The organism is Methylococcus mesophilus (assembly GCF_026247885.1).
Taxonomy (GTDB): domain Bacteria; phylum Pseudomonadota; class Gammaproteobacteria; order Methylococcales; family Methylococcaceae; genus Methylococcus; species Methylococcus mesophilus.
This window is the reverse complement of sequence record NZ_CP110921.1, coordinates 1467738-1490681: the sequence shown is the minus strand read 5'-3', so window position 1 is coordinate 1490681 and position 22944 is coordinate 1467738. Positions and strand designations below refer to the sequence as shown.

At 62.6% G+C, this 22944-nt stretch carries 23 protein-coding genes; 9 read left to right on the top strand and 14 right to left on the bottom strand.

Annotation, left to right across the window (positions count from 1 at the left end):
• Positions 1 to 58: 58 nt before the first annotated feature.
• A complete protein-coding gene (locus OOT43_RS06845; protein WP_010960118.1) occupies positions 59 to 268 on the top strand; it encodes a cold-shock protein in 210 nt (69 codons plus the stop codon).
• 171 nt (positions 269 to 439) lie between these two features.
• Positions 440 to 706 (top strand): RNA recognition motif domain-containing protein, encoded by a 267-nt coding sequence (locus OOT43_RS06840; protein WP_026045904.1) that lies wholly within the window; start codon positions 440 to 442, stop codon positions 704 to 706.
• Between the two features lie 15 nt (positions 707 to 721).
• Here OOT43_RS06840 and OOT43_RS06835 read toward each other — a convergent pair whose 3' ends face one another.
• The 7 genes from OOT43_RS06835 to OOT43_RS06805 all read right to left on the bottom strand — a co-directional run bounded on the left by OOT43_RS06835 (position 722) and on the right by OOT43_RS06805 (position 5674).
• Complete coding sequence (locus OOT43_RS06835; RefSeq protein ID WP_266024088.1) at positions 722 to 1390, bottom strand: thiopurine S-methyltransferase; 669 nt, start codon at positions 1388 to 1390, stop codon at positions 722 to 724.
• Positions 1391 to 1409: 19 nt separating this feature from the next.
• A complete protein-coding gene (locus OOT43_RS06830) occupies positions 1410 to 1754 on the bottom strand; it encodes a hypothetical protein (protein ID WP_266024087.1) in 345 nt (114 codons plus the stop codon).
• A gap of 177 nt (positions 1755 to 1931) precedes the next feature.
• Positions 1932 to 2519, bottom strand: a complete 588-nt coding sequence (locus tag OOT43_RS06825) for a YcbK family protein (RefSeq protein ID WP_266024086.1) — start codon at positions 2517 to 2519, stop codon at positions 1932 to 1934.
• Positions 2520 to 2760: 241 nt separating this feature from the next.
• Positions 2761 to 3444 (bottom strand): acireductone synthase, encoded by a 684-nt coding sequence (gene mtnC, locus OOT43_RS06820; RefSeq protein ID WP_266024085.1) that lies wholly within the window; start codon positions 3442 to 3444, stop codon positions 2761 to 2763.
• On the bottom strand, positions 3441 to 4001 hold the full coding sequence (locus OOT43_RS06815) for a 1,2-dihydroxy-3-keto-5-methylthiopentene dioxygenase (protein ID WP_266024084.1): 561 nt from the start codon (positions 3999 to 4001) through the stop codon (positions 3441 to 3443). The genes mtnC and OOT43_RS06815 overlap by 4 nt, the downstream gene beginning before the upstream one ends.
• Positions 3998 to 4615, bottom strand: a complete 618-nt coding sequence (locus OOT43_RS06810; RefSeq protein ID WP_266024847.1) for a methylthioribulose 1-phosphate dehydratase — start codon at positions 4613 to 4615, stop codon at positions 3998 to 4000. The genes OOT43_RS06815 and OOT43_RS06810 overlap by 4 nt, the downstream gene beginning before the upstream one ends.
• A 126-nt stretch (positions 4616 to 4741) precedes the next feature.
• The gene (locus OOT43_RS06805) at positions 4742 to 5674 is read right to left on the bottom strand and encodes a sulfite exporter TauE/SafE family protein (protein WP_266024083.1); all 933 of its coding nucleotides are present in this window, start codon (positions 5672 to 5674) and stop codon (positions 4742 to 4744) included.
• A 322-nt stretch (positions 5675 to 5996) separates the two neighbouring features.
• Here OOT43_RS06805 and OOT43_RS06800 point away from each other — a divergent pair, with 322 nt between their 5' ends.
• From OOT43_RS06800 to OOT43_RS06775, 6 genes are all read left to right on the top strand, one after another.
• On the top strand, positions 5997 to 6269 hold the full coding sequence (locus OOT43_RS06800; RefSeq protein WP_266024082.1) for a hypothetical protein: 273 nt from the start codon (positions 5997 to 5999) through the stop codon (positions 6267 to 6269).
• Between the two features lie 125 nt (positions 6270 to 6394).
• Positions 6395 to 6598, top strand: a complete 204-nt coding sequence (locus tag OOT43_RS06795; RefSeq protein ID WP_266024081.1) for a heavy metal translocating P-type ATPase metal-binding domain-containing protein — start codon at positions 6395 to 6397, stop codon at positions 6596 to 6598.
• Between the two features lie 83 nt (positions 6599 to 6681).
• Positions 6682 to 7116, top strand: a complete 435-nt coding sequence (locus OOT43_RS06790; RefSeq protein ID WP_266024080.1) for a hypothetical protein — start codon at positions 6682 to 6684, stop codon at positions 7114 to 7116.
• A gap of 51 nt (positions 7117 to 7167) precedes the next feature.
• On the top strand, positions 7168 to 7752 hold the full coding sequence (locus tag OOT43_RS06785; RefSeq protein WP_266024079.1) for a heavy-metal-associated domain-containing protein: 585 nt from the start codon (positions 7168 to 7170) through the stop codon (positions 7750 to 7752).
• A complete protein-coding gene (locus tag OOT43_RS06780) occupies positions 7745 to 10243 on the top strand; it encodes a heavy metal translocating P-type ATPase (protein ID WP_266024077.1) in 2499 nt (832 codons plus the stop codon). Before OOT43_RS06785 ends, OOT43_RS06780 begins: the two co-directional genes overlap by 8 nt.
• A 198-nt stretch (positions 10244 to 10441) precedes the next feature.
• A complete protein-coding gene (locus OOT43_RS06775) occupies positions 10442 to 11071 on the top strand; it encodes an HpnM family protein (protein ID WP_266024076.1) in 630 nt (209 codons plus the stop codon).
• A gap of 325 nt (positions 11072 to 11396) precedes the next feature.
• Here OOT43_RS06775 and OOT43_RS06770 read toward each other — a convergent pair whose 3' ends face one another.
• From OOT43_RS06770 to OOT43_RS06740, 7 genes are read right to left on the bottom strand one after another with little or no spacing between them, the layout of a single operon-like run.
• Positions 11397 to 13073 carry a copper resistance D family protein gene (locus OOT43_RS06770; RefSeq protein WP_266024075.1) on the bottom strand — a complete coding sequence of 559 codons (1677 nt, stop codon included), beginning with the start codon at positions 13071 to 13073 and terminating at the stop codon, positions 11397 to 11399.
• Positions 13074 to 13091: 18 nt separating this feature from the next.
• Positions 13092 to 13472, bottom strand: a complete 381-nt coding sequence (locus OOT43_RS06765) for a copper resistance CopC family protein (RefSeq protein WP_266024074.1) — start codon at positions 13470 to 13472, stop codon at positions 13092 to 13094.
• Positions 13473 to 13499: 27 nt separating this feature from the next.
• Entirely contained in the window at positions 13500 to 14888 is a 1389-nt protein-coding gene (locus tag OOT43_RS06760) for an aspartate aminotransferase family protein (protein WP_266024073.1), read from the bottom strand.
• Between the two features lie 53 nt (positions 14889 to 14941).
• Positions 14942 to 17596 carry an MMPL family transporter gene (locus OOT43_RS06755; RefSeq protein WP_266024072.1) on the bottom strand — a complete coding sequence of 885 codons (2655 nt, stop codon included), beginning with the start codon at positions 17594 to 17596 and terminating at the stop codon, positions 14942 to 14944.
• Positions 17597 to 17604: 8 nt separating this feature from the next.
• Positions 17605 to 18315, bottom strand: a complete 711-nt coding sequence (locus OOT43_RS06750; protein WP_266024071.1) for a phosphorylase family protein — start codon at positions 18313 to 18315, stop codon at positions 17605 to 17607.
• A complete protein-coding gene (gene shc, locus OOT43_RS06745) occupies positions 18312 to 20276 on the bottom strand; it encodes a squalene--hopene cyclase (protein ID WP_266024070.1) in 1965 nt (654 codons plus the stop codon). Before shc ends, OOT43_RS06750 begins: the two co-directional genes overlap by 4 nt.
• 31 nt (positions 20277 to 20307) lie before the next feature.
• The gene (locus OOT43_RS06740; RefSeq protein ID WP_266024068.1) at positions 20308 to 21396 is read right to left on the bottom strand and encodes a phytoene/squalene synthase family protein; all 1089 of its coding nucleotides are present in this window, start codon (positions 21394 to 21396) and stop codon (positions 20308 to 20310) included.
• A 390-nt stretch (positions 21397 to 21786) separates the two neighbouring features.
• Between OOT43_RS06740 and hpnH the strand changes: the two genes are divergently transcribed.
• Entirely contained in the window at positions 21787 to 22902 is a 1116-nt protein-coding gene (gene hpnH, locus OOT43_RS06735; protein WP_266024067.1) for an adenosyl-hopene transferase HpnH, read from the top strand.
• Positions 22903 to 22944: the final 42 nt, after the last annotated feature.

Genomic DNA, 22944 nt, shown 5'->3' with positions numbered 1-22944 from the left:
CCCACTCGCCGTAATACTACGCTTTACGTTTCCACCCATTTTTTTCGAGAGATTCGATATGTCACAACAGCAACAGGGAACCGTTAAATGGTTCAATGAAAGCAAGGGATTTGGTTTCATCCAGCGTGAAAACGGCAGTGATCTTTTCGTTCATTTCCGTTCGATCCAGGGCCAAGGCTTCAAGACCCTGAAAGAAGGCCAGCGGGTGAGCTTCACCGAGGTCGCCGGCCAGAAAGGGCCGCAGGCCGAGAACGTCGTGGTTCTGTAACCACCATCTCGTTATGCCGGGATGGCGTGCGGGCGGCAAGCCCGCTGTCGCGTACCGCTACTGACGAAAACAGGCCGCTTCAAGCGGCCTGTTTTTTCCTCTTCACTCAGCGCGACGTTGCGCTTCGTCGCAGCGCTCCGCTCGACCCTCCTTTATGAAGGTGCCCAGCACATGTTGAAACTTTTTGTCAGAAATTTACCGCCCCAAACGACCGAGGCGGGCCTCAAGGAACTGTTCACCGGCTACGGCAAGGTCTTCGAGCTTCAGCTCAGCCGCGACATGTTCACCGGCAAGGCGCGCGGCACGGCTTCGGTCAGCATGGAAGGCCACGAGGCCCGCAAGGCCATCGAGGCTCTGGACGGTTCCGATTACGAAGGCAAGACGATCTATGTCGCCTTGGACAAGGGGCCACGCTCGGGCGGCCGCGGGCGCCGCTGAGCCTGCGCTCATGGTTCAGGCCGAAGCCTGGGCCTGCAGCCAATAGGCCTTTTCGGTCAGGCGGCTCAATCCTTTGGCGCGCAGCTGCGGATTCCCTTCCAACGCATCGCGCGCCGACAGCAACTCGATCCGGTAGGCTGGTCCGAACAGGCGAACCACCGTTTCCTCAGGGACGGGGAACGGCGGGCCGCTCATTTCCTCTGCGTTGTATTCCAGCGTAATGAGCAGCATGGGCGGGGTTTCCGGCAGCAGCCGGAAGACCTGCTCGGCGTAGCGGCCCTGCATTTCCGGGGGCATCGCCACCAGCGCTGCCCGGTCGTAGATCGCTCCGACCTTGCCGACGAGGTCCGGGGTCAAGTCGAAATAGTTCCCGCACAGTAGGCTTATATCGCCGCTCTCGGCGCGGACGAAGCCGTTTCCGAGCGGTGTCGTAACCGCCGACAAGCCGTTTTCCCGGAAGAACTCGTCGACCGCGATGGGGCTGAGTTCGTTCCCGAGTACGGAATGCCCCCGATTCCGCAGCCAGATCATGTCCAGGGACTTGCCGCAGAGGGGAACGAAAACCCTGGGCAGCGCAGGACCGATGCATCGAGGCCAGATAGTTTCCAACAGCGGATTGACCTGGATTTGGTGAAAGCCCGTCTGCTTCTGCTGCCAGCGCTCGTGCCAGAAATCGGGATCCATGGCCTGCGAATTTCCGCGCTCAGTCCGGCCGGCGGTCCGGATAAACCCCTTTCGGGTTGTAGCCGTAGACGCCGAACGGGCGGGAGAAAGTAAACGCCGCCGGTCCTACCACCAAAGCATCGCCGGCCTTGCGGAAGGCGTCGTGTGGCTCGGCCGCCGAGGCGATGCCGGTGAAGGGGCTGGTTGCCAGGAAAAGCGTCGTGCCGACGATCGTGGCCACCAGGCCGACCGGCCGCATGATCAATACCTCATTGAGCACTTCGATGAAGCTCATGGGGCCCTTCAGCGTGTTCGGTCCCATGGCTGCGGCATTTTGGGCGGTGGTGAAGATCAAGCACAGCAGGATGAGGCGCAGGGTTTTCATGCGTAGGCGAGTATCCATTCCAAAGGTGGGCGAACCGTCTCGTCCCGCGGCCGGAGTATCCTGAAAAGAACCGGGCAAGCGATAGGCCGGCCGCGGAGGGCACCGGCGACCGTACGGCGGGTCCCGCATAGTTTGCGCAAGCGGGCCCGACCTGTCCAGCGTGTCCGGCCGAGGGCCTTACCAGGAGCGGATGCGCCCCGTGTCCAGATGAACGAAATCGGCGCGGCGGTAATAACCTACGCCGCCGTACTGCAGCGCCAGCGCGGTCTTACGAATCGCTCGGGTGCTGACGTCGCTCATGCGCAGATCAATCGCCTTTCCCTCCATGTGCAGGCTGTGTTCCGCCACACCGTGGCTGTGCTTGCGCAGCATCCGGTTGGTTTCCGGGGCGCGATAGCCGGAAATGATTTCGAAGGTGCCGCTGGAGCGGGTCATTGCGGAAATCGCGTAGAGAATGTCGATCAGCCCCGGATCCATGGGATAGCTTTCCTCGGCGTGATGATCCCGAAGGAAGTGGCTGAATTGCCGCAGCAGACCGCGGTCGTAATTTCGCTCCGGGCAGCATACCAGGGTCAAGTCTTCGCCGGTATGCTTGTTGTAGAGATACAGGGTGCGCTCTCTGCTCAAGGAGTACGCGTAGGCATCGAAGCTGGGAATCAGCAGGGCCCCGGTGGCGGCGATCCCTGCACGAGTGAGAAAACTGCGGCGGCTGAGATTGGGTTCGGATGCGCGCACGGGCGGGCGCAAGGACGAATTGAATCCCATTATTACCCCTATCGGTAGTCGAACATCTTGATGACAGGGTGCGGAAAAAGCCGCTGAGGCCGGAGCCCGTTGCCAGTGGCTTTTGCGACATCCTGGTGGCCCGAGGGGCGGCATCGCCGCACCCAAATCGGGCAAAGGCCGAACTGTAAGCGCTATGAACGTCTGAAATCAACCCTTCGAATGTTACGAAACTGTTTCAAATCGCGGTCCGGATTGCGGCAACCTGCGGCGTTTCGGAGGTTTAGAAGAGTTCCGGCTGGATGGCGTCGAAGTCCGCTCCCTGGGGATGATCGCTGGTCTTCGTCCCGCCGTCGCGGACCAGCAGGAACGTCTTTAAGCCCGCTTCCCAGGCGGCATTCAGCTCGCCTTCGATATCCGAGAGGAAGAGGATTTCGTCGGGCGGCAGGTCTATTTGCCGGGCGATGTCACGGTAGGCGTCGGGTTCCTGCTTCGCGCCGATGCGGGTATCGAAGTAGCCGGAAAACAGCGGTTTGAGATCGCCGAAGCGGGTATGGCCGAACAGCAGTTGCTGGGCATGGACCGAGCCCGAGGAGAACACATACAGGTCGATACCCTGTTCATGCCAGGCTTTGAGCCGTCGCACGGCATCGTCGTACACGTGCCCGAAAAAATCGCCATTGCGGTAGCCCTCTTCCCAGATCAGGCCCTGAATAGCCTTGAGCGGCGTGATCTTGCGGTCTTCGTCGATCCAGCGGATGAACTGGGCGATGACGCCTTCATCGTCCAACGAAGCGTCTCCGGCCGCAGCCTTGGCATCGGCGAGCAGGCCTCGTACGGCGGCGTCGTCGGCGCGGCCGCGGACGAAATCCGCCATTCGGGCGCGGGCATAGGGAAACAGCGTTTCTTTCACGAAGGACAGCGAGGAGGTCGTGCCCTCGATGTCGGTGAGGATCGCCCGGATCATGCGAAAGTCCTCAGATATTCTTCGAGCCTGGGAAACCGCTCGCCGATGTCGTTGCCGGTGAAATCCGCTATCCAGCCTTCCGGTGTGGTGAACAGCCGGATGCACTTCAGGCAGGGTTCGGCGCCCATGTCGAACCAGTGGCGGGTATTTGAGGGGACGCTCAGGAGGTCGCCCCGTTCGCACAGGATGGCGTAGACGCGGTCGCCGGGGTGAAGGTAGAACAGGCCGCGGCCTTCGACGAAGAAGCGAACTTCGAAATCGCTGTGAATATGCTCGTTCAGGAAGCGTGCCCGCAGTTCGTCCTTCTGCGGATGATCGGGGCCGACGCTGATGACGTCGGCCGATTCGAAACCGTATTTCGCCTTCAAGCGTTCGACCGAATCGGCGTAGGCCGCAAGGATCGTCTGCTGCTCGGCATCCGGTTCGAATGCCCGGCCCGCCTGCCAGCGCTCGAACAAAACGCCGATTTCAGCCAGCCGCTCCGCAATCGCGTCACCGTCGCGGAAGATCTCCGGCGCCGAGGTCCCGGACTCAGGGTGTATGGTCAGAAGGCTCATCGTTTGACTCCGTGTATGCGGGTTTCCAGGTCGAAGAGGAATTCCAGCGCTTCCACATGGCGCAGCGCATCGGCAACCGATTTTCCCCAGGTGTAGAAGCCGTGGCCGGCGATGATGTAAGCGTGAAGGTCGCCGTGCATCTCGATGTACTCCTCGACTTTCAGGGCGAGGCGGGGAATGTTCTGGTCGTTGGGGAAGATCGGCACGGCGACTCGGGTCTCGTGGCTGTCGATGCCGGCCAGCGCCTTCAGAAGCTCGTAGTCCTCCAGGATCACTTCGCCGGCGACCAGCCGCGACAGCAGGGTAGCGGCCGGCGAGTGCGGGTGCAGGATGGCGCCGACATCGGGATAGCGCCGGTAGATGCCGGTGTGCAGTACGGCTTCCGCTGAGGGTTTCTTGCCGTCGAGCGAACGGCCCTCGGCATCCACCAGCATGATGTCCTCGGGGCGCAGGCGGCCCTTATGCCGGCCGGAAACCGTGATGGCGATCCGGCCATCGCTCAGGCGGGCGGAAAAATTGCCGCTGGTGGCGGGAACCCAGCCGCGGCCGTCGATGAAGCGGCCCGCATCGATCAGTTCGGCCGCGCGGGTTTCGAATTCGGTGTCGTGCAAGATGGGAGTTCGCCGGAGGAAGTTGAGAGAAGAGGCGCCGATTCTAGCGGTGCCGGCGGGCCGATTCAAAATCGCCGGCACAGGGCCGCTTCTCGTCCGGTCGACTTCCCGCCCCTACGGAAAGAGGCTTCAGTGGTTGTGGTGCATCCCGGACATGTCCTGCGGCAGCGGGGCATCCGGCGTGGCGAGCACGAAGCCCCAGCGTGATTCGGTGAAGCCGGAGAGCCCCACCAGCAGGGAGTGGAAGTCGAATCCGCTTTCGCTGGTCTTGAGGCCGCGATTGACCATCAGTATTCCCAGGATCAGCACGATGATGCCGGAGAAGCGGACCAGCTTGGGTTTCAGTCCGGCCGAAATGAGCGCGGCGAACCAGCCGAAGCTGAGCATCACCGGCAGCGTCCCCAGACCGAAAAAGAACATCAGCAGGGCTCCTTCGACCGGGCTGCCGGTGCCCGCGGCCATGACATACATGGCTTGCAGCGGACCGCAGATGATCATGAGACCGTTGAGCAGGCCGATGACGAAGGGGCTGTGGGACTGCCTCGACTGGGTGCCGATGAACCGTAGCAGGAAGCCCGGGGTCTTGATCTGGAAATGGCTCAAGGCCGGCACCCAGCGCAGCGTGCCTAAGCTGAACAGGACCAGGAACAGGCCGGCGGCGATGCCGATGGCGCCCCGAAGCACCGGCGAGAACGAAAAAATCGATCCGATCAGGCCGAAAACCGCGCCGATCAAGGTATAGGACAGGGTCTTGCCGGTACCGTAGAGCAGGTGGGAGAGCGGAGAGGGCTTGCCGCCGCTGGCGGGTTTGGTGGCATAGGCAAGCACCAGCGCCCCGCACATGCCGACGCAATGGAAACCGGTCAGAAGACCGGTCACGAACAGCAGCCAGTAGTTCATGTCGCGCCCGAGCGCTGGCATTTGGGCCAGAGCGCCCATGCGTTCGTCCAGGAAGAGGATCGCGATGACACCCAGGAGTCCCAGGACGATCGCGCCTGGCCTTGTGAGCCAGGCTGAGGGACTCGCGAGGGATTGCCGGTTCGCTGCGTTGGTCGAGTTCATGTTTCCGATCGGGTTGTGGTACGGATGAGGTGTGAAGACAGCCAAGAGGCCTCGGAGATTATAAGGCGTGCAGATTTTCTGCCAGCTTGTCCGGCGTCAAATCCGGCCGGATCGGCAGGCCTTGGCGCGAATCGGGAGCTGGGTCGTGCGGGAGAGGTGTGGGATATCACACAGTTTGCCTGTGTGATACGCCATGCCTATCTGTATCCCTGATCCTCAGTTGAGTCGTTGGCGCTTGCGAATCAAGCGACTAGGCATTGGGCACGAATGTTGAAAAAGATTGTTTCGTCGCAGCATTCATTCTCATCAGAGCGAGCCGAACATGAAAAATTCCCAGGTAGCCCATGTGAAAACCGTCGAAAAGCCGAAAACGGCCCGCGCGCGGAAACAGGATGCGCCCATCGGACCGCTGCTGATCGGCACCGGCCTCGCCTTCGCTTCATTGATCCTGGTGCCTGCGATTGCCACTCAGGTCGGCCTGGGGACCAGTCTGACCGGTGCTCTCCGAATCGCCCTCATGAAAGCTTCCAGCCGCGCCATTCGCGGCTCCGGCGACGGCGCCGAAGCTGCGACCATAAGCTTCAGCTGTCACTGAATTTCCGTCCTCCGGCCGGATAGGCCAGCGTGAACTCCGCAGGCTGTGCAAGCCGCTGCGGAGTTTTTTATTATAACTGCCTAGGTTTGATTGATTTTTCGTAAGAGACATCAAGGAGACGATGGATGGACACCGAACCGCGTGTTTGTGACTTGTGCAGCCTGCCCGTGATTCCGCCGGGCTTTCCCCTGAACACCACGGGCGGGCTCAAGGTTTTCTGCTGTGAAGGCTGCCAGGGCATCTACGCGATGCTTCACGAGTACGAGATCCTTGCCGAGGCCCCCCCCTGCCATGGGGAAGCGCCGGATTTACCTCATTCGAACAAATGACCGATAATCGGGGCCGGCTCTCGATCGCTCCCCTGACGGGCGGGGCGTCGGAATATTCGGCATAGTCAACGAGGAACTAGATCATGGCTCATGTACACGGCGGGAAAGCGATGACGGAAGTGGCGGCAGGTGCGGCCAAGGCGATGGAGCACGGGATGATGGGTCCGATGGCCGGCATGGAGGGCATGATGAGTCACGGTGCGATGCAAGGCGCCCGCCATCTGGTCCAGTCGTCCCACAACGCCGCCGCGGTGGCCAAGGGCGCAGCGGTTGGGGCCGCCGCGACGGCGGGGACGCACACCGGAAGGTCGTTGCTGAAGCGGGTATTCACCCATCCGTTGGTTCTGTTCGGTCTCGGCATGGCGGCGGGCTATTACATTCACAAATACCGCAAGGAAATCGTCGGCTCGGCTATGAGCGTGGCGGAAGGCGGCAAGGATTTCATTCTTCAGCAGCGGGAAAACCTGGAAGATATGCTGGCCGAGCGTCAGGAAGGCTCGGAACGGGGTGACGCCTGAATACACGGATAAAAACCCGCCGGCAGCCTGTTATCGTCTGACCTTGAGATCATGTCACTGAAAAAACAGATAATTTTGCGCTACAGCGGTTCCGGTCACGTGCGATTCGATCTGCCGGCGGAACTCTGCGAGGTTTCGGCGCGCGCTCAGATCGAGTCGGTCCTGCGTGCGCTCGACGGCGTTTACCGGGTCAGCCTGTCGCCTGGCAGCCGCAAGCTGTCGGTGCGCTTCGACATCGCCGTCTGCGACCTCAAAGCCATTGGGCGGGGGCTGGGCCAACTCGTCGACGCCGGCGTCGGGCAGGCCGGCCGGGCGCAGGGGGCCGTGAGCGTCCCGATGGGCGGGCCTATCGGCTGGCTGCGGGAAAAAGCACAGGAGGCGGGAGAGACCCTGGCGGCCATGAAAATCCTCGCCAAGCGAAGCGTGAAAAATTCGCCCAAGCTGCTGACGCCGGCCCGTGAAAGAGGGTTGATAGAATTCTTCAACGACGTGCTGGTGCTCTATCTCATCAAGCTGCATTGGCACCTCATCACCCAGCACTGGCTGCGACAGCCATTTCGCTACCGCTACGAGTGGATGGCGGTGTTCTACATGATTTTCCTTTTGGTCCGGTCACGGCGTCCCCGCAATGTCTGACGCCACAGGTTCCGAGGTTTCGACGGCCCGCGCCGCGGCGGCGGCGCCGTTCGCCCATGCCTGGCCCAACCTGGAGGTCGTGCATGCCTTGCGGCGGCGTATCCGGATCCGGGCGCCGGCACTGCGCAAGGATGCGGAGCGCTGCTACCTCTTGCAGATTCTTCTGCTCAAGCATTCCGGGATACGGTCCGTCCGGGTGGTGGCGGACCTCGGTTCGGTGGCAATCCGTTTCAATCCGGACCTGCTTCCGCGCTCGAATCTGCTGCAGGTGGCGGATCATCTGATCGCCAGCCTCGGGCGCCGCAAGCAGGCGCCGGAAGCGCTCGGCGGCAGTGGTGGCGACGGGCCGGTGCGCGAATGGCAGTTCGCAATCGAAGGGATGACCTGCGTGTCCTGCTCGCTGCTCATCGAAATGATGCTGAAGCGGCAGCCGGGTATCCGTGACGTTTCGGTCAATTTCGCCACGGAGACCGCTACGATCCGGGCCGTCCTCAGCCGCGACGCCGTGATGGCAGCCATTGCGCGGATCGGCTACCGCGCGCAGGCGGCCGACAGCATCGTCCAGCGCAAACTCATGGCGGCACGGGAAGCCGAACGTCTGCGGCTGGCGCGGCGCCAGGCCCTGGTGTCGGCCCTGCTCAGCGCCCCCGTGGTGGTGCTCGGAATGGTGATGCCGCACGGGCGGGCATGGGCTTGGTTGAGCGCTATTCTCACCACGCCGGTGGTGTTCGGCAGCGGCCGCTCGTTTTTCTCCAAGGCTTGGAGACTCGCGGGGCAGGGGACGGCCAACATGGACTCCCTGGTCGCGCTGGGCGTCGGCGCGGCCTATGGTTCCAGCGTCGTCGCCTTGCTGACGCGGCGGGGGGAACTCTATTTCGAGGCCGCTGCCGCCATCGTGAGCTTCGTGCTGTACGGGCGCTACCTGGAGGAGACCACCCGCGGCCGTGCCCATGAAGCGATCCGACGCCTGCTCGACCTGCAGCCCGCCACCGCTACGCTGCTCAAGGACGGCGGGGAGTTCGAGGTACCGGTCGAGGCCTTGAAGGTGGGTGATGTGGTGCGCGTGCGTCCCGGCGACCGCTTGCCTACCGACGGCGAAGTCCTCACCGGCAGTTCCGGCATCGACGAATCCATGGTGACCGGCGAAAGCGTTCCCGTGATCAAGCAGCCCGGCGATCGGGTGATCGGTGGCTGTGTCAATGGCACCGGCGCGCTCCAGGTCAGGGTCACGGCCGTGGGGGAGGATACGGTGTTGGCCGGGATCATCCACATGGTGGGGCAGGCCCAGTCGTCGAAGCTCCCGATTCAGAAGACCGTGGATCGGGTTTCGTCAGTGTTCGTGCCGACCGTGCTGGTGATTTCCGCCGGCACGTTAATCGGCTGGACTTGGCTCGGCGTATCGGTGGCCAGGGCGTCCGCCAACGCCATCGCGGTACTGCTCATCGCCTGTCCCTGCGCGCTGGGTCTGGCGACGCCGGCGGCGATCATGGTCGGCACCGGACAGGCCGCCCGCAAGGGCATCTACATCCGCAATGGCGAAAGTCTGGAGATGGCGTCGAAACTCACCGCGGTCGTGTTTGATAAGACCGGCACCATCACCGAGGGGAAGCCGGAAGTCACCGACATCGTCCGGTTTTCGCGGCTGGGTGAGCCCCGGTTGCTGGGCTTGGCGGCGGCGGCGGAAATTGACTCCGAGCATTTCCTGGCGCGGGCCATCGTGCGCAAGGCGCAGGACGCTGGAGCCGAACCCCTGGTTTCCCATGAATTCGACAGCGTGCCGGGACGTGGCATCCGCGCGCGGGTAGAGCGCCGCGAGGTGCTGATTGGCAATGCTGAATGGCTGGTGGACTCCGGCGTCGATCTTGCCGCGGCCCTGGAGCCGGCTTCGAGCCTGGCCGGGCAGGGCAAGACGCCGGTTTTCATGGCGCTGGACGGCAAGCTCGCGGCGGTGTTCGGCATTGCGGACCGGCCCCGCGAGCACGCGCTGGCCGCCATCGAAAGGCTGCAGGACCTGGACGTCCGGACTCTGATGGTGACCGGCGACGTGGAAGCGGCTGCCCAGCACATCGCGCAGCAGGTGGGCATCGCGGAAGTGACTGCCCGCGCCCGCCCGGAGCAGAAGCTGGAGATCATCCGCGCCCTGCAGGAGCAGGGGGAGCGGGTAGGGATGATCGGCGACGGCGTCAACGACGCGCCCGCGCTGGCCGCCGCGGACGTGAGCTTTGCGATAGGCAGTGGTACCGACGTGGCTATCCAGACCGCCGACATGATCATCAGCCAGGGCGACATCAGCCGGGTGGCGGACGGTATGGCGCTTAGCCACTTCACGCTGCAGGTCGTCCATCAAAATCTCGCTTGGGCCTTCGGCTACAATACGATCGCCATCCCGCTCGCAGTCATGGGGCGGCTGAGTCCCATGATCGCGGCCGGGGCCATGGCTTTCAGTTCCGTTTCCGTCGTGTTGAATTCCCTGCGCTTACAGCGCCGGTAAGCGTCATCCCGTCCGCTTCGGCGAAGGCAAGTCGTACGCTTTCCCCGTGCACCCAGCCTCCTATGCCTTTTCGGCCGTTGTCGAACGTAATGTCTCCTTCGAAGGGAGCTGGCGGTCCTCATTGCGTTCGAAACTGATTCGGGGACTGTGGGTGTTATGGTATATTTTGTTGTAAATATGCCTATGGTGAGGAATTACATGTTGTTACGAATTCTTGGCGGGCTGGCGCTGGCCTTGATGCTGTCGGCCGGAAGGGTCGCGACAGCCGATACCGGCACGGAAGCTGCGCGTGTGGTGGTGGACAAATTGAACGGCGCGCTCATCGACGTGATGAAAAATGCAAAACAACTCGGTTATCAAGGGCGGTATAAGAAGCTGGACCCCGTCGTGCGCGAGGTGTTCCAGTTCGAAGCCGTTGCGCAGATCGCCTTGGGGTCCCACTGGAAGACGTTGAGCGACGAGCAGAAGAGGGAGTTCGTGAAGAAACTCACGGAACTGAGCATCGCCACCTATGCTGCCCAGTTCAACAGCTATGGCGGCGAACAATTCCAGTACGACTCGGATCAGGCGGCCAAACCCGATCGAGTGGTGGTGCGGTACAAAATGGTGGCACCGAAGGAAACTCCCGTGAAATTCGACTATATGGTCAACCAGTTCGACGGGAAGTGGGAGATCATCAACATCGTCGTTGACGGCATCAGCGATCTGGCACTGAAAAAGGCCCAGTACACCAGCGTGATCGACCGCGAAGGTTTCGATGTGCTCATGAGCAAGCTGACTCAAAAGATCACGGACTACGCCAACAACGATAACAACTCCAAGAGTTGACCTTGCTTTACAGCAGGGGACGGTAAAAAAGGCATCCCGCGGGATGCCTTTTTTGCTCGCGACGATCCTTAACGTGAAAGTCGCAGCACCTTTACTCCCTTCTCCCGCTGGGACAAATCTGCCGGGAGCAGATTTGCATTGACCCGAAGGGTGCCGGGCAGGATAGCCCGGTATGAAAGTGCCGGAGACGAGGAGAACGACCATAGCGGACGGCGGCGCTCATGCGATACCTCCCTGTATCCCACCCTTTCGGCGCAGAGCGCGCAAATCGGCCTTCCTGCCGATTTGTCATCGTCCTGGGCGGCTGGTCGCCATGATCGTTAGATCAGTACAGCGGTTCCCGATAGAACATCAGGAAGTTGCCGATCACGAACATGGCGAGGATGGACAGGAAGCCGGCGACGTGGCCTTCGTCGAACCCGGCTACGGTCCTCGAAGAGGACGCGGGCGCCGCTGCCAGCCTCAGTTCCAGCCAGCGACCGCTGGCGACCACGACTGCCAGTAGGCCCATCGCGGTGTGCGTCGACTGGATCAGATATTCGCTCTTGAGCTCGAACTCCGCGTGCGAGTGGGTCAGCAGCAGGATGCCGCCGAACGCGCTCAGCACCGGAAACATGTAGCGTAGCCGATCCGCATCGGGCCGGGTGCGGGCGCGTAGCTCCATCACGCCGAGCAGGAAGGCCAGCAGCGTGGCGATGCGGTGCTGGAATACCTCGCCGTTGCCGAAAGTGCTCTCCCAAAAGCCGATGGGACCGAGCGGCCAGGTTTCCGCATCGCTGCGGAAGAACAGGAAGATGCTCAGCCCGATGAAGCCCACCGGCCAATAACGGGTCCAGCGGAAGCGCCCGGTATAGGACAGCATCGCCACCAGGCACATGCCGGTGAGGAAAATGCCGGAGATGTTGTGGTTGTAGTCCGACCACTCGGTGGCGGCGACCGACGGTACCTTGTCCACCACGGCGACCCGGCCCGCTTCCCCGGCCAGAAGCTGCTCGTGCGTCGGCGAGCTGATCTTCGGCAGGCGCGGCGCGAACATGTAGGCCACTTCCGAGACCGTCGCAGTGGTGTCCTTGATGTCCACCGACGGCGGTTGTGAAGACAGCGTCGCGGCGACGAACAGCACGCCCACCAGTACGAAGGTCTCGGCTTCGATGAAGTAGGGCACTTTGCCGGTCAGGTCGGCCGAGGCGCCCCGCAGCTTCCATTCCTTCCCCGCCTTGCGGTTGCGGTAGGCGAAGTAGAGCGCGCCGCCCATCAGCGCAACCTTGGTGGCCACCAGAGCGCCGTAACCGGTGCCGAACAAACCGTCCAGCGAGCCGATGTATTCGATGGCCAGTGGCAGGCCGGTGGAAACGAGCAGCAGCACGGAGGCTGCGCCCAGCCAGCCGAAACGCGTGATCGCCAGCGGCCAGAATTCGTGCGCCGCCTGCTCCGAGCGCCGGGTATGCCACAGAAACAGAAGCTGGGCGACGCCGCCGAACCAGACCGCGGCGGCCAGCTGGTGGATCACCGTCATGACCATGAGCTGTTCGCGGTGCTCGAAACGCCCGACGCCGTGGACCAGCCAGGCGCCGCTGATCACCAGCGGCACGGTCAGGACGGCCGCGGTGTTCCAGGCGGAGCGGTTGCGCGGCGCGGCGCTGAGCTGCACCGCCAGGTAGATGAACCCGCACGAGAGGATGAAGCGAAGCAGGCCGGCGATGAACTGCACCGTGCCCATGTAGGCGCCGAGAGGGAAATCGCCGAGTGTAGCGGCGAGCAGCAGGCCCTTGATCAGCAGCTTGGTGCCTTGCATGGCGGCCAGCGTGATCGCGCCGGCTTTCAGTATGCGGACACAGATGGCGACGACCGGTTCCGGCGCGCCGGCGCCGGCCGAGGATCTGTCCCAAATCCGCAGAATCCAGGCCGCCCAGATCAGGCTGCCGACGATCAGCGCATAGCTGATGAGCATCAAGCCGCCGAGGAAATCATCGATGAAATTGGCCAGGCCTTGTATGAACATGGGTTGTACGACCTCGAACTACGGGTTGTCGACGCGGAAGCGGATCACGTTTTCGGTGAAGTGGCCGTCCGCCGCGAACACCTTGTATTTCAGCGCATAATCGCCGGGTTCCAGCGGGGGAATATCGACCAGCATCTCGCCCGCCTTTTTGCCGTTGGCGATGTTGACCGGGTGGAACACGTCGCCCTTGCTGACCAGAAAGACCCGCGACAGGGCGAGTTCGACCCCGGAGTTGAAAAACAGCACGACCTTGGTCGGATGGTTGGGCTTCACCGGGTGGCTGGTCAGCGAGGATTCGGTGACGACGGCGTGGCTCCAGGCCTTGGGAGTGAGCGCGAGCAGGCACAGGGCGATCGCCGGCATGAGCCGTCCGGATTGATTGATGGCGCGTGGGAACATGGCTACCTGTCGTGTTGGGGTGAAGGGTCAGCCGGCCTTGGCTTTCAGGGCGTGGCTGGTCAGGTTCTTGCCCAGGTCCCAGATGGCGCCGGGGACCTTGTGGCAATCGGCGACGACCGCATCCATGGCCTGGAGTACCCAGTCGGCATCCTTCTGGCCGATCACCAGCGGCGGCAGGAACTTGACCACGTTCATGCCGTGCCCCGCCACCTGGCTCAGGATGCGGTGATTCTTGAACAGCGGAATGGTGATCATCTGGCTGAACAGCCCCTTGTTGGCGGTTTCCAGCAGGCTCCAGGCGGCCTTGAGCGAAAAGCTGCGGGGGGCGCCGAACTCGACCGCGATCATCATGCCCTTGCCCCGCACCGTGTGCAGCAATTCGTAGCGGTCGGCCATCGCCCGGATTCCGGAAGTGATCTGTTCGCCGATCCGCGCCGCATTTTCGACCAGGCCTTCCTCGTCGATGACGTCGAGGGTGGCGATGCCGGCCGCCATCGCCATGTTGTTCTTGGAAAAGGTCGAGCCGTGGACGACGGCGCGGTCCATCCGGTTGAACACCGCCTCCATGATGTGCTTTTTCATGGCGACGGCGCCGACCGGAATGAATCCGCCCGACAGCGCCTTCGCCATCAGGATCATGTCCGGTTCCACATCCCAATGTTCGATGGCCCAGAATTTTCCGGTGCGGCCGATGCCGGTCTGGATCTCGTCTGCGACGAATAGCGTGCCGTGCTTCCGGCACAAGCGGGCGGCCTCGGCCAGATAGCCGTCATCCGGCAGGTTGACGCCCTTGCCCTGGATCGGCTCGACGATGAAGGCGGCCACGTCGTTGTGGCAGATGGCGGCCTCGAGGGCGCCGAGGTCGTTGAACGGCACAGCGGTGCAGGCCGGCAGCAACGGGCCGAAGCCGTCGCGGAACACCTGCTCGCCGTTCAGCGAAAGCGCCCCCAGGGTGAGGCCGTGGAAGCCGTGTTCGCAATACACGATTTTTTCCCGCTTGGTGGTGTAGCGGGCAAACTTGATGGCCGCTTCCACCGCTTCGGCGCCGGAGTTGCAGTAGAACATCCGCGATAAGTCGCCGGGGCAGCGCTGCAGGATCTTTTCCGACAACAGGCCGCTCAGGAGGGATACGTCCATCTGGACCAGATCGGGAAGCTGGGCGTCCAGCACGTCCTTCAGCGCGGCGACCACCTTGGGATGGTTGCGTCCCAGGGCGAACACGCCGAAGCCGCTGAGGAGGTCAAGGTATTCCCGATCCTGGTCGTCGTAGAGGTAAGGGCCTTGCGCCCGGACGTACACCCGGTCGTAGCCGATCGTCTTCAACACCCGGACCATCTGGGTATTGAGATGTTTCTCATGCAGATCGAAATTTTCGCCTCTGCGGTTCTTCAGCAGGTCGGCAATACGACTCGACATCAACAACCTCGGGTTTGGTAAATTGTCAAATTCCGCATTCTACACCAAGCCCCTCAGGCCTTGACCCGGCGCGCGGCGAATGCCGGCAGCACTATCAGGGCGCAGACCAGGGACAGCATCAGGCCGATGGCGAGCAGGATGCCCATGGACGACATGCCCGGATGCGGGGTGAACGCGAGGCTCGCGAAGCTGAATACGGTGGTCAGGGCGCCGTAGAACACGCCTTTGGCTTCGCTGGAGTCCAGCAGGGCATCGCGGGTGGAATTCAGGTAATGCAGCCGGTGTGCCATGTGGATGCCGTTGTCGACGCCCAGGCCGAACAGGAGCGGCAGGGCGATGATATTGGCGAAGTTGAAGGGTACCTGGATGAGCACCGTCATGGCTGCGGTAAACAGAGAGGCGAGGAGCAGGGGCAACAGGACCAGCAGGGTATCCTTGAGGTTTCTCAGTATCAGCAGCAGCAGAAGCGTGATCGCACCGAGCGCCGTTCCGAAAGCCTGTGCGAAAGCGACGATGACGGCGTTCATCGATTCCAGGTAGGTCACCGGCAGATCGGTCACGTCGGGGTCCACCGTCTGGGCCTGCTGGATGAATTCCCGCAGCTTGTCCAGATCATTCAGGTCGTGTCTGGGAAATATCTGCAGGCGGTAAAGCCCGTCCTTGCCGATCCAGCGCTCGCGGATATCCGCGGGGAGGGAGTCCAGAGTGATCGGCTCGGCTTCCAGGCTGGTATTCAGATGGCTGATGGTTTTCCTCAAGCCGCCCAGAACGCTTTTTTCGAGCGCGTCGAGACGGGGTTGAACAGCGTGAGGGGGCGATGTGTGGAGTTCTTCCAGGAGCTTTTCGAGGGTGCCATCCAGCGCGGCGACATCGGCATCGTGGCCTTTTTCGAGGCGCTTGCGCAGCGCGGCATGCAGTTTTTCCAGAGTCGGCAGGTTCGGCTTGGACTCGGAGGCGGCCGGGAAATTCTGCAGTTGAGGTCCGAGCACCAGCGCCAGATCCGCAATGGCGGCAAGCTTCTCGTCCTGCCGGTCGGGAACGAAATCGAATACGCTGCGCACGCTGTCTACCGAGGAGAGTTTCTCGAACCGGTGAATCCGGGTGTGCGCATCCTCCTCGTTCAAGGCGAGCGAAGCCAGGGTCATCGGCGAGGTGTCGCGGGATTTCAGCAGGTACTTGAAAGTCTCGACAGATTCGGTGGCCGGGTCGCGCAGGTTGATGGGGTTGAAGTCGATCACGATCCGGCTCAGCAGCGCGCCGGCAGCGATGCCCAGGATCAGGGTCAGTATCCGGATCGGCCCGGCATAGCGCATCGGCCAGTTGGACAGCAGTACCCGGGTCAGCGCGCGCGGCCTGTGCTGGACCGCACGGCGGGAAGGCTTATAGGGCAGGATGTTCATGATCGCGGGCAGCACCGTAAAGGTGGTGGCCAGGGCGATGAACATGCTGGTGCCGGCGATGATGCCAAGTTCCGCGACGCCGGAATAGGCCGTCGGGATGAATGCGTAGAGGCCGATGGCGGCGGTCAGCGTGCACAGGAGCAGCGCCGATCCCGTCGACGCGAAGGTTTCGCGCAAGGCGGCCCGCTGCGGCATGCCCCGCAGGATGAGCTCCCGATAACGCAGGCAGAAATGGGACGAATAAGCGTCCCCCATGCCGATGAACAGAACGGTGAAGGAGATGGAGATCAGGTTGAGCTGGCCGATGGCCAGGGTGGCGAAACCCATGGAGAACACCAGACCCATGCCCAGGGTCAGGAAAGTGGCGAGCATCAGCTTGAACGAGCGGTAGGCCAGCCACAGCGTGAGGCAGACCAGCACGGCGGAAGCCACGCCGGCGATGGTGACGCTTTCCTGCACCGTCAGCATCTCCTCGTATTCGAGGACGACTTCGCCGGTCTTGCGCACCTGGACGTCGGACAGGGCATCGGCGCGAATACCGTCTACGGCCTGGTCGATGGTGGCTATGGCCTTCGCCGCAGGCATCAGTTCCTCGAAGAAGAGTTTCGGCCGGATGACGATGAAACGCTTGGTGATGCCGAGGCCTTCCTTCTGCCCCATGATCAACTGTTGCCAGGACAGGCGGTAGGGGCGGTTGTCCACCGCGGCTTGAAACGCCTCGTTGAGGCGGCGGGTGAAGGCGCCCAGTTCGACGGGCAGGTCAGATTCCTTGGCATCCAGCGCCTGGGCGTAGATGCCGAAGAAGCCGTCGAGACTGTTGTCTTCGGCCAGCCGTCCGAAGAATGGCTGGGCGGCGGACAGATCCTGGCTGACCTTTTCCAGGTCCTTCAGGCTCAGATACAAGAGTCCGTTGCGGGCGAAGAAGTCGCCGCCATCGGGTACATAGACCGACTCGATCGTCGCCATTTGCCCGGCCAGCTTCTGCTGCAGCGCGTCGACGGCATCGGAAGCCTGTTCGGGCGTCTTGCCTTCGACCAGCAGCACGATGGTGGAGACGTCCTGGGGGAATTCGGTTTCGAACCTGATCCTGTTTTTCTGGAACGGGAGTTCCGTCGAGATGGTGTCCGCCGTGTTGGTGTTCACGGTCAGGTTCTTCATCGTGTATTGCAGCGTCAGGCCGCAGGCGGCAAACGCGAAGAACAGGACCAGCCAGGGATGGGTCAGCACCCTGGATTCCCATCCGTGCATCAGCCGGATGAGAAAGCTCGTCCGGGTTTCCTGCGTAACGGTCTTTTTTCCTTTGGACATTGCTTGAGTCAGAGTTTTCCGGGAACGCGCAGATGCGGGCTCATCGCGTGCAGGGTTGCGGATGCCGCCTTGAAAGCCATGGCCAAACGGATCAGGTCGGGAATTTCCGAAGGCCGCCGGGCCAGGTTGGCGACCAGCCTCGGGAGCCGGGTATTGCCGTCCGGGTCGAGCGCATCGAGCACGCTGCGGGGAATTGCCGTTGCCGCGTCGTCGGCGATGGCGCGGATCACCAGCACCGGCAGTTTCAGCGCCATTGCAGTGTGGGCGATGGCGCCGCTTTCCATGTCGACGGCGTCGGCGCCGGTGGCGGCCGCCAGCGCCCGCTTGGCGTCGCGGCCGTGGACGACGCCGTCGCTGGCGGTTACCCGTCCGGTGGACACCTTGCAGGGAAGGGCTTCTGCATACCGCACAGCGGCTCGGTGCCAGTCGGGATGTGCAGGCAATACCGTGCCGTCGGCGCAAGCGATTTCGGCGGGCAGCATAAGGTCGCCGGACGCCAGATGCCCCCCCAGTGCGCCGGCACATCCCCAACTGACCAGGGCGGTGCAGCCCGCTTCTGCCAGCCGGAGTGCGGCCTTCGCCGCATTGTCCGGGCCGCTCCCGGACAGGCAGAGGTGGAGCGCGTCACTGACGGCCAGCGGTTCGCGGCGGCGCAGCGGGCGCCGCGTCAGCGTACGGCATTCGGCCGGCAGGGCGACGACGACACCGATCCGAATCACGCCCGGGCGTAGCGTTCGTTACGGTAACGAGCCAGTGCCCACAGGGGGAAGAATTTGTCGTAGCCGTGATATTTCAGATAGAACACGCGGGGGAAGCCCGGTGCGGTGAAGCATTCGTCGCTCCAGAATCCGTCGGGCTGCTGCTGCCGCAGCAGATAGTCCACGCCGGCCTGCACTTCGGGCGATCGGGCTTCGCCCGCCGCGATCAGCGCGATCAGCGCGAAGCCGGTTTGGAATGCCGTGCTGGTGTGGAAGCGGCCCCGGAACGAAGTGTCGTGGTAGCTGAAGTTGTCCTCGCCCCAGCCGCCGTCCTCGCGCTGGACGCTCTTGAGCCAAGCCACCGCGCGGCGCACGCCGGGGTCGTCGTTCGGAATGCCGGCGGCCTCGTAGGCCAGTAGGACCGACCAAGTGCCGTAGATATAGTTGGTGCCCCAGCGGCCGAACCAGGAGCCGTCGGCTTCCTGTTCCCGGCGCAGGTACTCGATCGTGCGGTCCAGGACGGGGCGCAGCTCCGGTTGCCGGTTCACCCATTTGGCGAGGAACATGGCGCAGCGGGCGCTGACGTCGGCCGTCGGCGGGTCGAGCAGGGCGCCGTGATCGGCGAAGGGAATGGAGTTGAGATAGTAATAGGTGTTGTCGGCGTCGAAGGCGCCGAATCCGCCGTTGCTGGACTGCATGCCGGCGATCCAGTTGGCCGCCAGGCGCAGGGTCTCGTCGAAGCTCGGGTCTTCCGAGCCTTGCAGCGCATGGGCCACGACGGCGCTGTCGTCGACGTCCGGATAGTAGTCGTTGCCGAACTGGAAGGCCCAGCCGCCGCCCTCCAAGCCGGGCCGGTTGACCCGCCAGTCGCCGGGCGCATCCTTGTCGATCTGCTTCGAAGCCAGCCACTTAAGCCCATTGTGCAGAGCCGCGTCGAGTTGGAGATCGGCGGTATGGCGAGCCACTTCCTGCAAGGTCAGGGAGGTGAGGGCGGTGTCCCAGATCGGCGAGACGCAGGGCTGGCAGTAGGCGCTCTCGCCCTGGAACACGAGCAGCCGCTCGATGGACTCGCGGGCGATTCTGCGGCGCTCGTCGTCCGGCGGCACGCCGAGGAAATCCAGCGCCTCGTAGGCGTTGACCATGGCCGGGAAAATCGCGCCGAGTCCGTCGACGCCGTTGAGCCGCGCCGTAAACCACTCGAAGGCCCTCTGGGTGGCCTTCTTGCGCATGGCTTTCGGGATCAGCGGCTCAAGCAGCCGGCCAAAACGCTCCAGGCCGAGGATGGCCTTGCCGAGCGGTGTCCTGACATGGTCGAAATAATGGCGCTCCTGTTGCGGGTCTACCGTGAACAGTTCGCGGATTTGGGTCTTGGACGGGTTACGGGCGGTCACCTTGTGGCTGCACAGGATGAACAGGGGCACCATGACCGTACGCGACCAGTACGACACCTTGTCCAGGTGGAACGGAAACCACTTGGGCAGCAGCATGATTTCCACCGGGATGAAGGGGACACCGCGCCAAGGGATCTGCTCGAACATGGCGAGCATGATGCGCGTGAATACATTGGAGCGCGCCGCGCCGCCCTGGGCCAGAATCCACTCGCGGGCCTGCTTCATGTGAGGGGCGTCGATGGAGTCGCCGGCCAGCTTGAGTGCGTAATAGGCCTTGACGGTGCAGCTGATGTCGCCGGCGCCGCCCTGGAACAGCGGATAGCTGCCGTCGGCGCTCTGATGGGTGCGCAGATAGTTGGCGATCTTGGCCTGCAGCTCGCCGTCGATTTCGTCCATGAAATGCATCATCAGGATGTACTCGGCCGGGATGGTGCAGTCGGCTTCAAGTTCGAACACCCAGTAGCCCTCCACGTGCTGCAGGCTCAGCAGACGGTCCTTGGCCTGGCGGATCGCCGCATCGAGAGGAGACTCGACATATGTGGCGGTCAGCGGCGGTTCGAGGTTGGATATTACTGTCGCTTCTCTCAACATGGGCGATGTTTCCTGGAGGTTCGGTGCGTATTCAAATGTCGATGGGCCTGGGCTGGAGCACGGCGGCAGGCACCTCAGTGGGCAGGCCGAGTCCGGCGAGCCGGAAGGTCGTCTTCAGCAAGGTGTCGTTGCCGCGGGTCAGCCGGGAGGCGAGTATCGTCGCCTTGACCGCCCGCCGCGTGATCTTGACCTGGCTGGAATCGCTGAAATAAAGGTTGCCGTGGAGCTTGCGCAGGGTCAGCACCGCCATGCCCAGCGCCCACAGGCAGAATTCGCGGATGCCGGTTTCATGGCTCGGGATCAGCAACGTATAATCCAGCGCGTTGCGCAGATGCGCATGCGCTACCCCGATCAGCCGGTCGAAGCCGCGGACGAAATCCGGATTGTTGTGGCCGGGGCGCAATTCGGACAGCGCGAAGCCGCAACCCGAAAACACGTCCTGCGGAAGCCAGCAGACGCCTCGCGAATAGTCGTCCCACAGATCCTTGAGGATATTGGTCATCTGCAGGCCCTGTCCGAACGATACCGCGAGTTCCATGAGCCGGGTCCGGTGCGCGGCGATTTCCGGCGAATAATGGCAGAACAGTCGGGTCAGCATTTCGCCGACCACACCGGCGACGTAGTAGCAATAATCGCCCATCTGCCGTAGATCTTTGAGCCCGTGGCTCAGGTCTTTGTCCTGAAACTCGGCCATTCCCCTCGACATCGTGGCTACGCACTCGGCCAATGCCTCCTGCTGGGGCGGGGCGAAGCCGTGGGTGATGCGGATGACGCGCGGAATGGCGGCGACCAGTTCCCTCTCGGAGGCCAAGGTCTGTTCCGAGAGCAGCGGAAAAAGCTCGTCGGCGAGCGGGGCGGCCGGCGCATGACCGGCGACGACCTGCGCGAAGCGTTCGCAATACCGTCTCTTCTGCGCCGAGCCGAGTGCCACCTCGTCCTCGATGGTGTCGACGATCCGGCACAACAGGTAGCCGTTGGATACCGGGCGGGCCAAGCTTTCGGGCAGTCTCGGGATCGTCAGGGCGAAAGTGCGCGACACCCCGTCCAGAAAATAGGCCTGGAACTCGTCGTCCGACATGTTCTCGTGCATCGCAGGTTGCGAGGGGGATGTTCCGCTCATCGGGGTAGGCGTCGGTTGCTGGAGCTCGAGTCGGCCACAGTGGCTAACTCCTTGTAAAAGGGGTGAAAGTCTACCTATTCGGGCGCTTGAGTCAAGTTCTGTTGTTTTTTTATCAAAGATGAGTTGAGTAATATGCAACTGGATGCTAGCATGCGTACCCATTCAAGGGAATGCCGCAAACCCCATTTTTTAAACAAGAAAAAGGATTGTTGTTACAATCCGGGCTCAATCCCTAGCGCCAGACTAGGAAAATGTCCCGCAACGTCGTCATGGGCGGCGCTTATCGGGCAAGAGTTTGGCCGGAGTGCCTTTGGGCCGACATGAACCGACTGTCGGGGCGGTTGTCTTACGCCGTTCCGTCTCGCCAGCTATAGAATCGAGGAGAAACGAATGGGCGTTCCACTGCGTCAACAACTGACCGTCGCAAAGTATCTGCTCAAACAGAAAATTTTCGGGGTCAAGCGCTATCCTCTGGTGCTGATGCTCGAACCGTTGTTCCGCTGCAACCTCGCCTGCGCCGGGTGCGGGAAGATCGATTATCCGGACGAGATCTTGAACCGACGCCTGAGCGTCGAAGAGTCGCTTCAGGCCGTGGACGAGTGCGGTGCGCCCATCGTGTCCATCGCCGGGGGCGAGCCGCTGCTCCACAAGGAATTGCCCGAGATCGTGCGCGGCATCATCGAGCGCAAGAAATACGTTTATCTGTGCACCAACGCGCTGCTGCTCAAGAAACGGATCGACGATTACCAGCCTTCCCCGTTTCTGACGCTGTCGATCCACCTGGACGGCAACCGCGACAGGCATGATGCGTCGGTCTGCCAGACCGGCGTGTTCGACCGGGCTGTCGAAGCCGTCGAGATGGCTATCGCCCGCGGTTTTCGCGTGACCATCAACTGCACCCTGTTTCAGGGCGAGTCGCCTGAGGAGGTGGCCGAGTTCCTGGACCACACCAAGCGCTTGGGCGTCGAAGGCGTGACCATCGCGCCGGGCTTCAGCTACGAGCACGCGCCGCTGCAGAACATCTTCATCCGGATGCGGGACAGTAAAGAGCTGTTCCGCAAAGTGTTCAAACTCGGCCGGGGGCGCGGCTGGCGTTTGAACCATTCGGGGCTGTACCTCGATTTCCTGGCGGGCAACCAGAGTTACAACTGCACGCCCTGGGGTAATCCGACCCGAAACATCTTCGGTTGGCAGAAGCCGTGCTATCTGCTGGTGGACGAGGGCTATGCGCCTTCCTTCCGGGCCTTGATGGACGAAACGCCCTGGCACAAGTACGGCAATTCGAAAAATCCGAAATGCGCCAACTGCATGGCGCACTGCGGCTACGAGGCCAGTGCGGTGGAAGATGCCATGCACCGTCCCTGGAAAGCGGCCTGGGTCGCCCTATTCGGGCCGAAAACGGCAGGGGGAATGGCACCGGAGCCGAAGCCGGAATACGAGACCGAAGCGCCTGGGGCGATTCCAGTCAAGGTGCGTCCGGCGACCCGCATCGAAGTGGTCGAATAGTCCAGCCACGGTAAGGCGCAAGCAAAAAAGCCGGCTTCGAGG

What these genes read in the sequence shown, in the direction of transcription:
- OOT43_RS06845 (WP_010960118.1), top strand. Translation starts at nt 59, where the DNA reads ATGTCACAACAGCAACAGGGAACCGTTAAATGGTTCAATGAAAGCAAG.
- OOT43_RS06840 (WP_026045904.1), top strand. Translation starts at nt 440, where the DNA reads ATGTTGAAACTTTTTGTCAGAAATTTACCGCCCCAAACGACCGAGGCG.
- OOT43_RS06835 (WP_266024088.1), bottom strand. Translation starts at nt 1,390, where the DNA reads ATGGATCCCGATTTCTGGCACGAGCGCTGGCAGCAGAAGCAGACGGGC.
- OOT43_RS06830 (WP_266024087.1), bottom strand. Translation starts at nt 1,754, where the DNA reads ATGAAAACCCTGCGCCTCATCCTGCTGTGCTTGATCTTCACCACCGCC.
- OOT43_RS06825 (WP_266024086.1), bottom strand. Translation starts at nt 2,519, where the DNA reads ATGGGATTCAATTCGTCCTTGCGCCCGCCCGTGCGCGCATCCGAACCC.
- mtnC (WP_266024085.1), bottom strand. Translation starts at nt 3,444, where the DNA reads ATGATCCGGGCGATCCTCACCGACATCGAGGGCACGACCTCCTCGCTG.
- OOT43_RS06815 (WP_266024084.1), bottom strand. Translation starts at nt 4,001, where the DNA reads ATGAGCCTTCTGACCATACACCCTGAGTCCGGGACCTCGGCGCCGGAG.
- OOT43_RS06805 (WP_266024083.1), bottom strand. Translation starts at nt 5,674, where the DNA reads ATGAACTCGACCAACGCAGCGAACCGGCAATCCCTCGCGAGTCCCTCA.
- OOT43_RS06800 (WP_266024082.1), top strand. Translation starts at nt 5,997, where the DNA reads ATGAAAAATTCCCAGGTAGCCCATGTGAAAACCGTCGAAAAGCCGAAA.
- OOT43_RS06795 (WP_266024081.1), top strand. Translation starts at nt 6,395, where the DNA reads ATGGACACCGAACCGCGTGTTTGTGACTTGTGCAGCCTGCCCGTGATT.
- OOT43_RS06790 (WP_266024080.1), top strand. Translation starts at nt 6,682, where the DNA reads ATGGCTCATGTACACGGCGGGAAAGCGATGACGGAAGTGGCGGCAGGT.
- OOT43_RS06785 (WP_266024079.1), top strand. Translation starts at nt 7,168, where the DNA reads ATGTCACTGAAAAAACAGATAATTTTGCGCTACAGCGGTTCCGGTCAC.
- OOT43_RS06780 (WP_266024077.1), top strand. Translation starts at nt 7,745, where the DNA reads ATGTCTGACGCCACAGGTTCCGAGGTTTCGACGGCCCGCGCCGCGGCG.
- OOT43_RS06775 (WP_266024076.1), top strand. Translation starts at nt 10,442, where the DNA reads ATGTTGTTACGAATTCTTGGCGGGCTGGCGCTGGCCTTGATGCTGTCG.
- OOT43_RS06770 (WP_266024075.1), bottom strand. Translation starts at nt 13,073, where the DNA reads ATGTTCATACAAGGCCTGGCCAATTTCATCGATGATTTCCTCGGCGGC.
- OOT43_RS06765 (WP_266024074.1), bottom strand. Translation starts at nt 13,472, where the DNA reads ATGTTCCCACGCGCCATCAATCAATCCGGACGGCTCATGCCGGCGATC.
- OOT43_RS06760 (WP_266024073.1), bottom strand. Translation starts at nt 14,888, where the DNA reads ATGTCGAGTCGTATTGCCGACCTGCTGAAGAACCGCAGAGGCGAAAAT.
- OOT43_RS06755 (WP_266024072.1), bottom strand. Translation starts at nt 17,596, where the DNA reads ATGTCCAAAGGAAAAAAGACCGTTACGCAGGAAACCCGGACGAGCTTT.
- shc (WP_266024070.1), bottom strand. Translation starts at nt 20,276, where the DNA reads ATGTTGAGAGAAGCGACAGTAATATCCAACCTCGAACCGCCGCTGACC.
- OOT43_RS06740 (WP_266024068.1), bottom strand. Translation starts at nt 21,396, where the DNA reads ATGAGCGGAACATCCCCCTCGCAACCTGCGATGCACGAGAACATGTCG.
- hpnH (WP_266024067.1), top strand. Translation starts at nt 21,787, where the DNA reads ATGGGCGTTCCACTGCGTCAACAACTGACCGTCGCAAAGTATCTGCTC.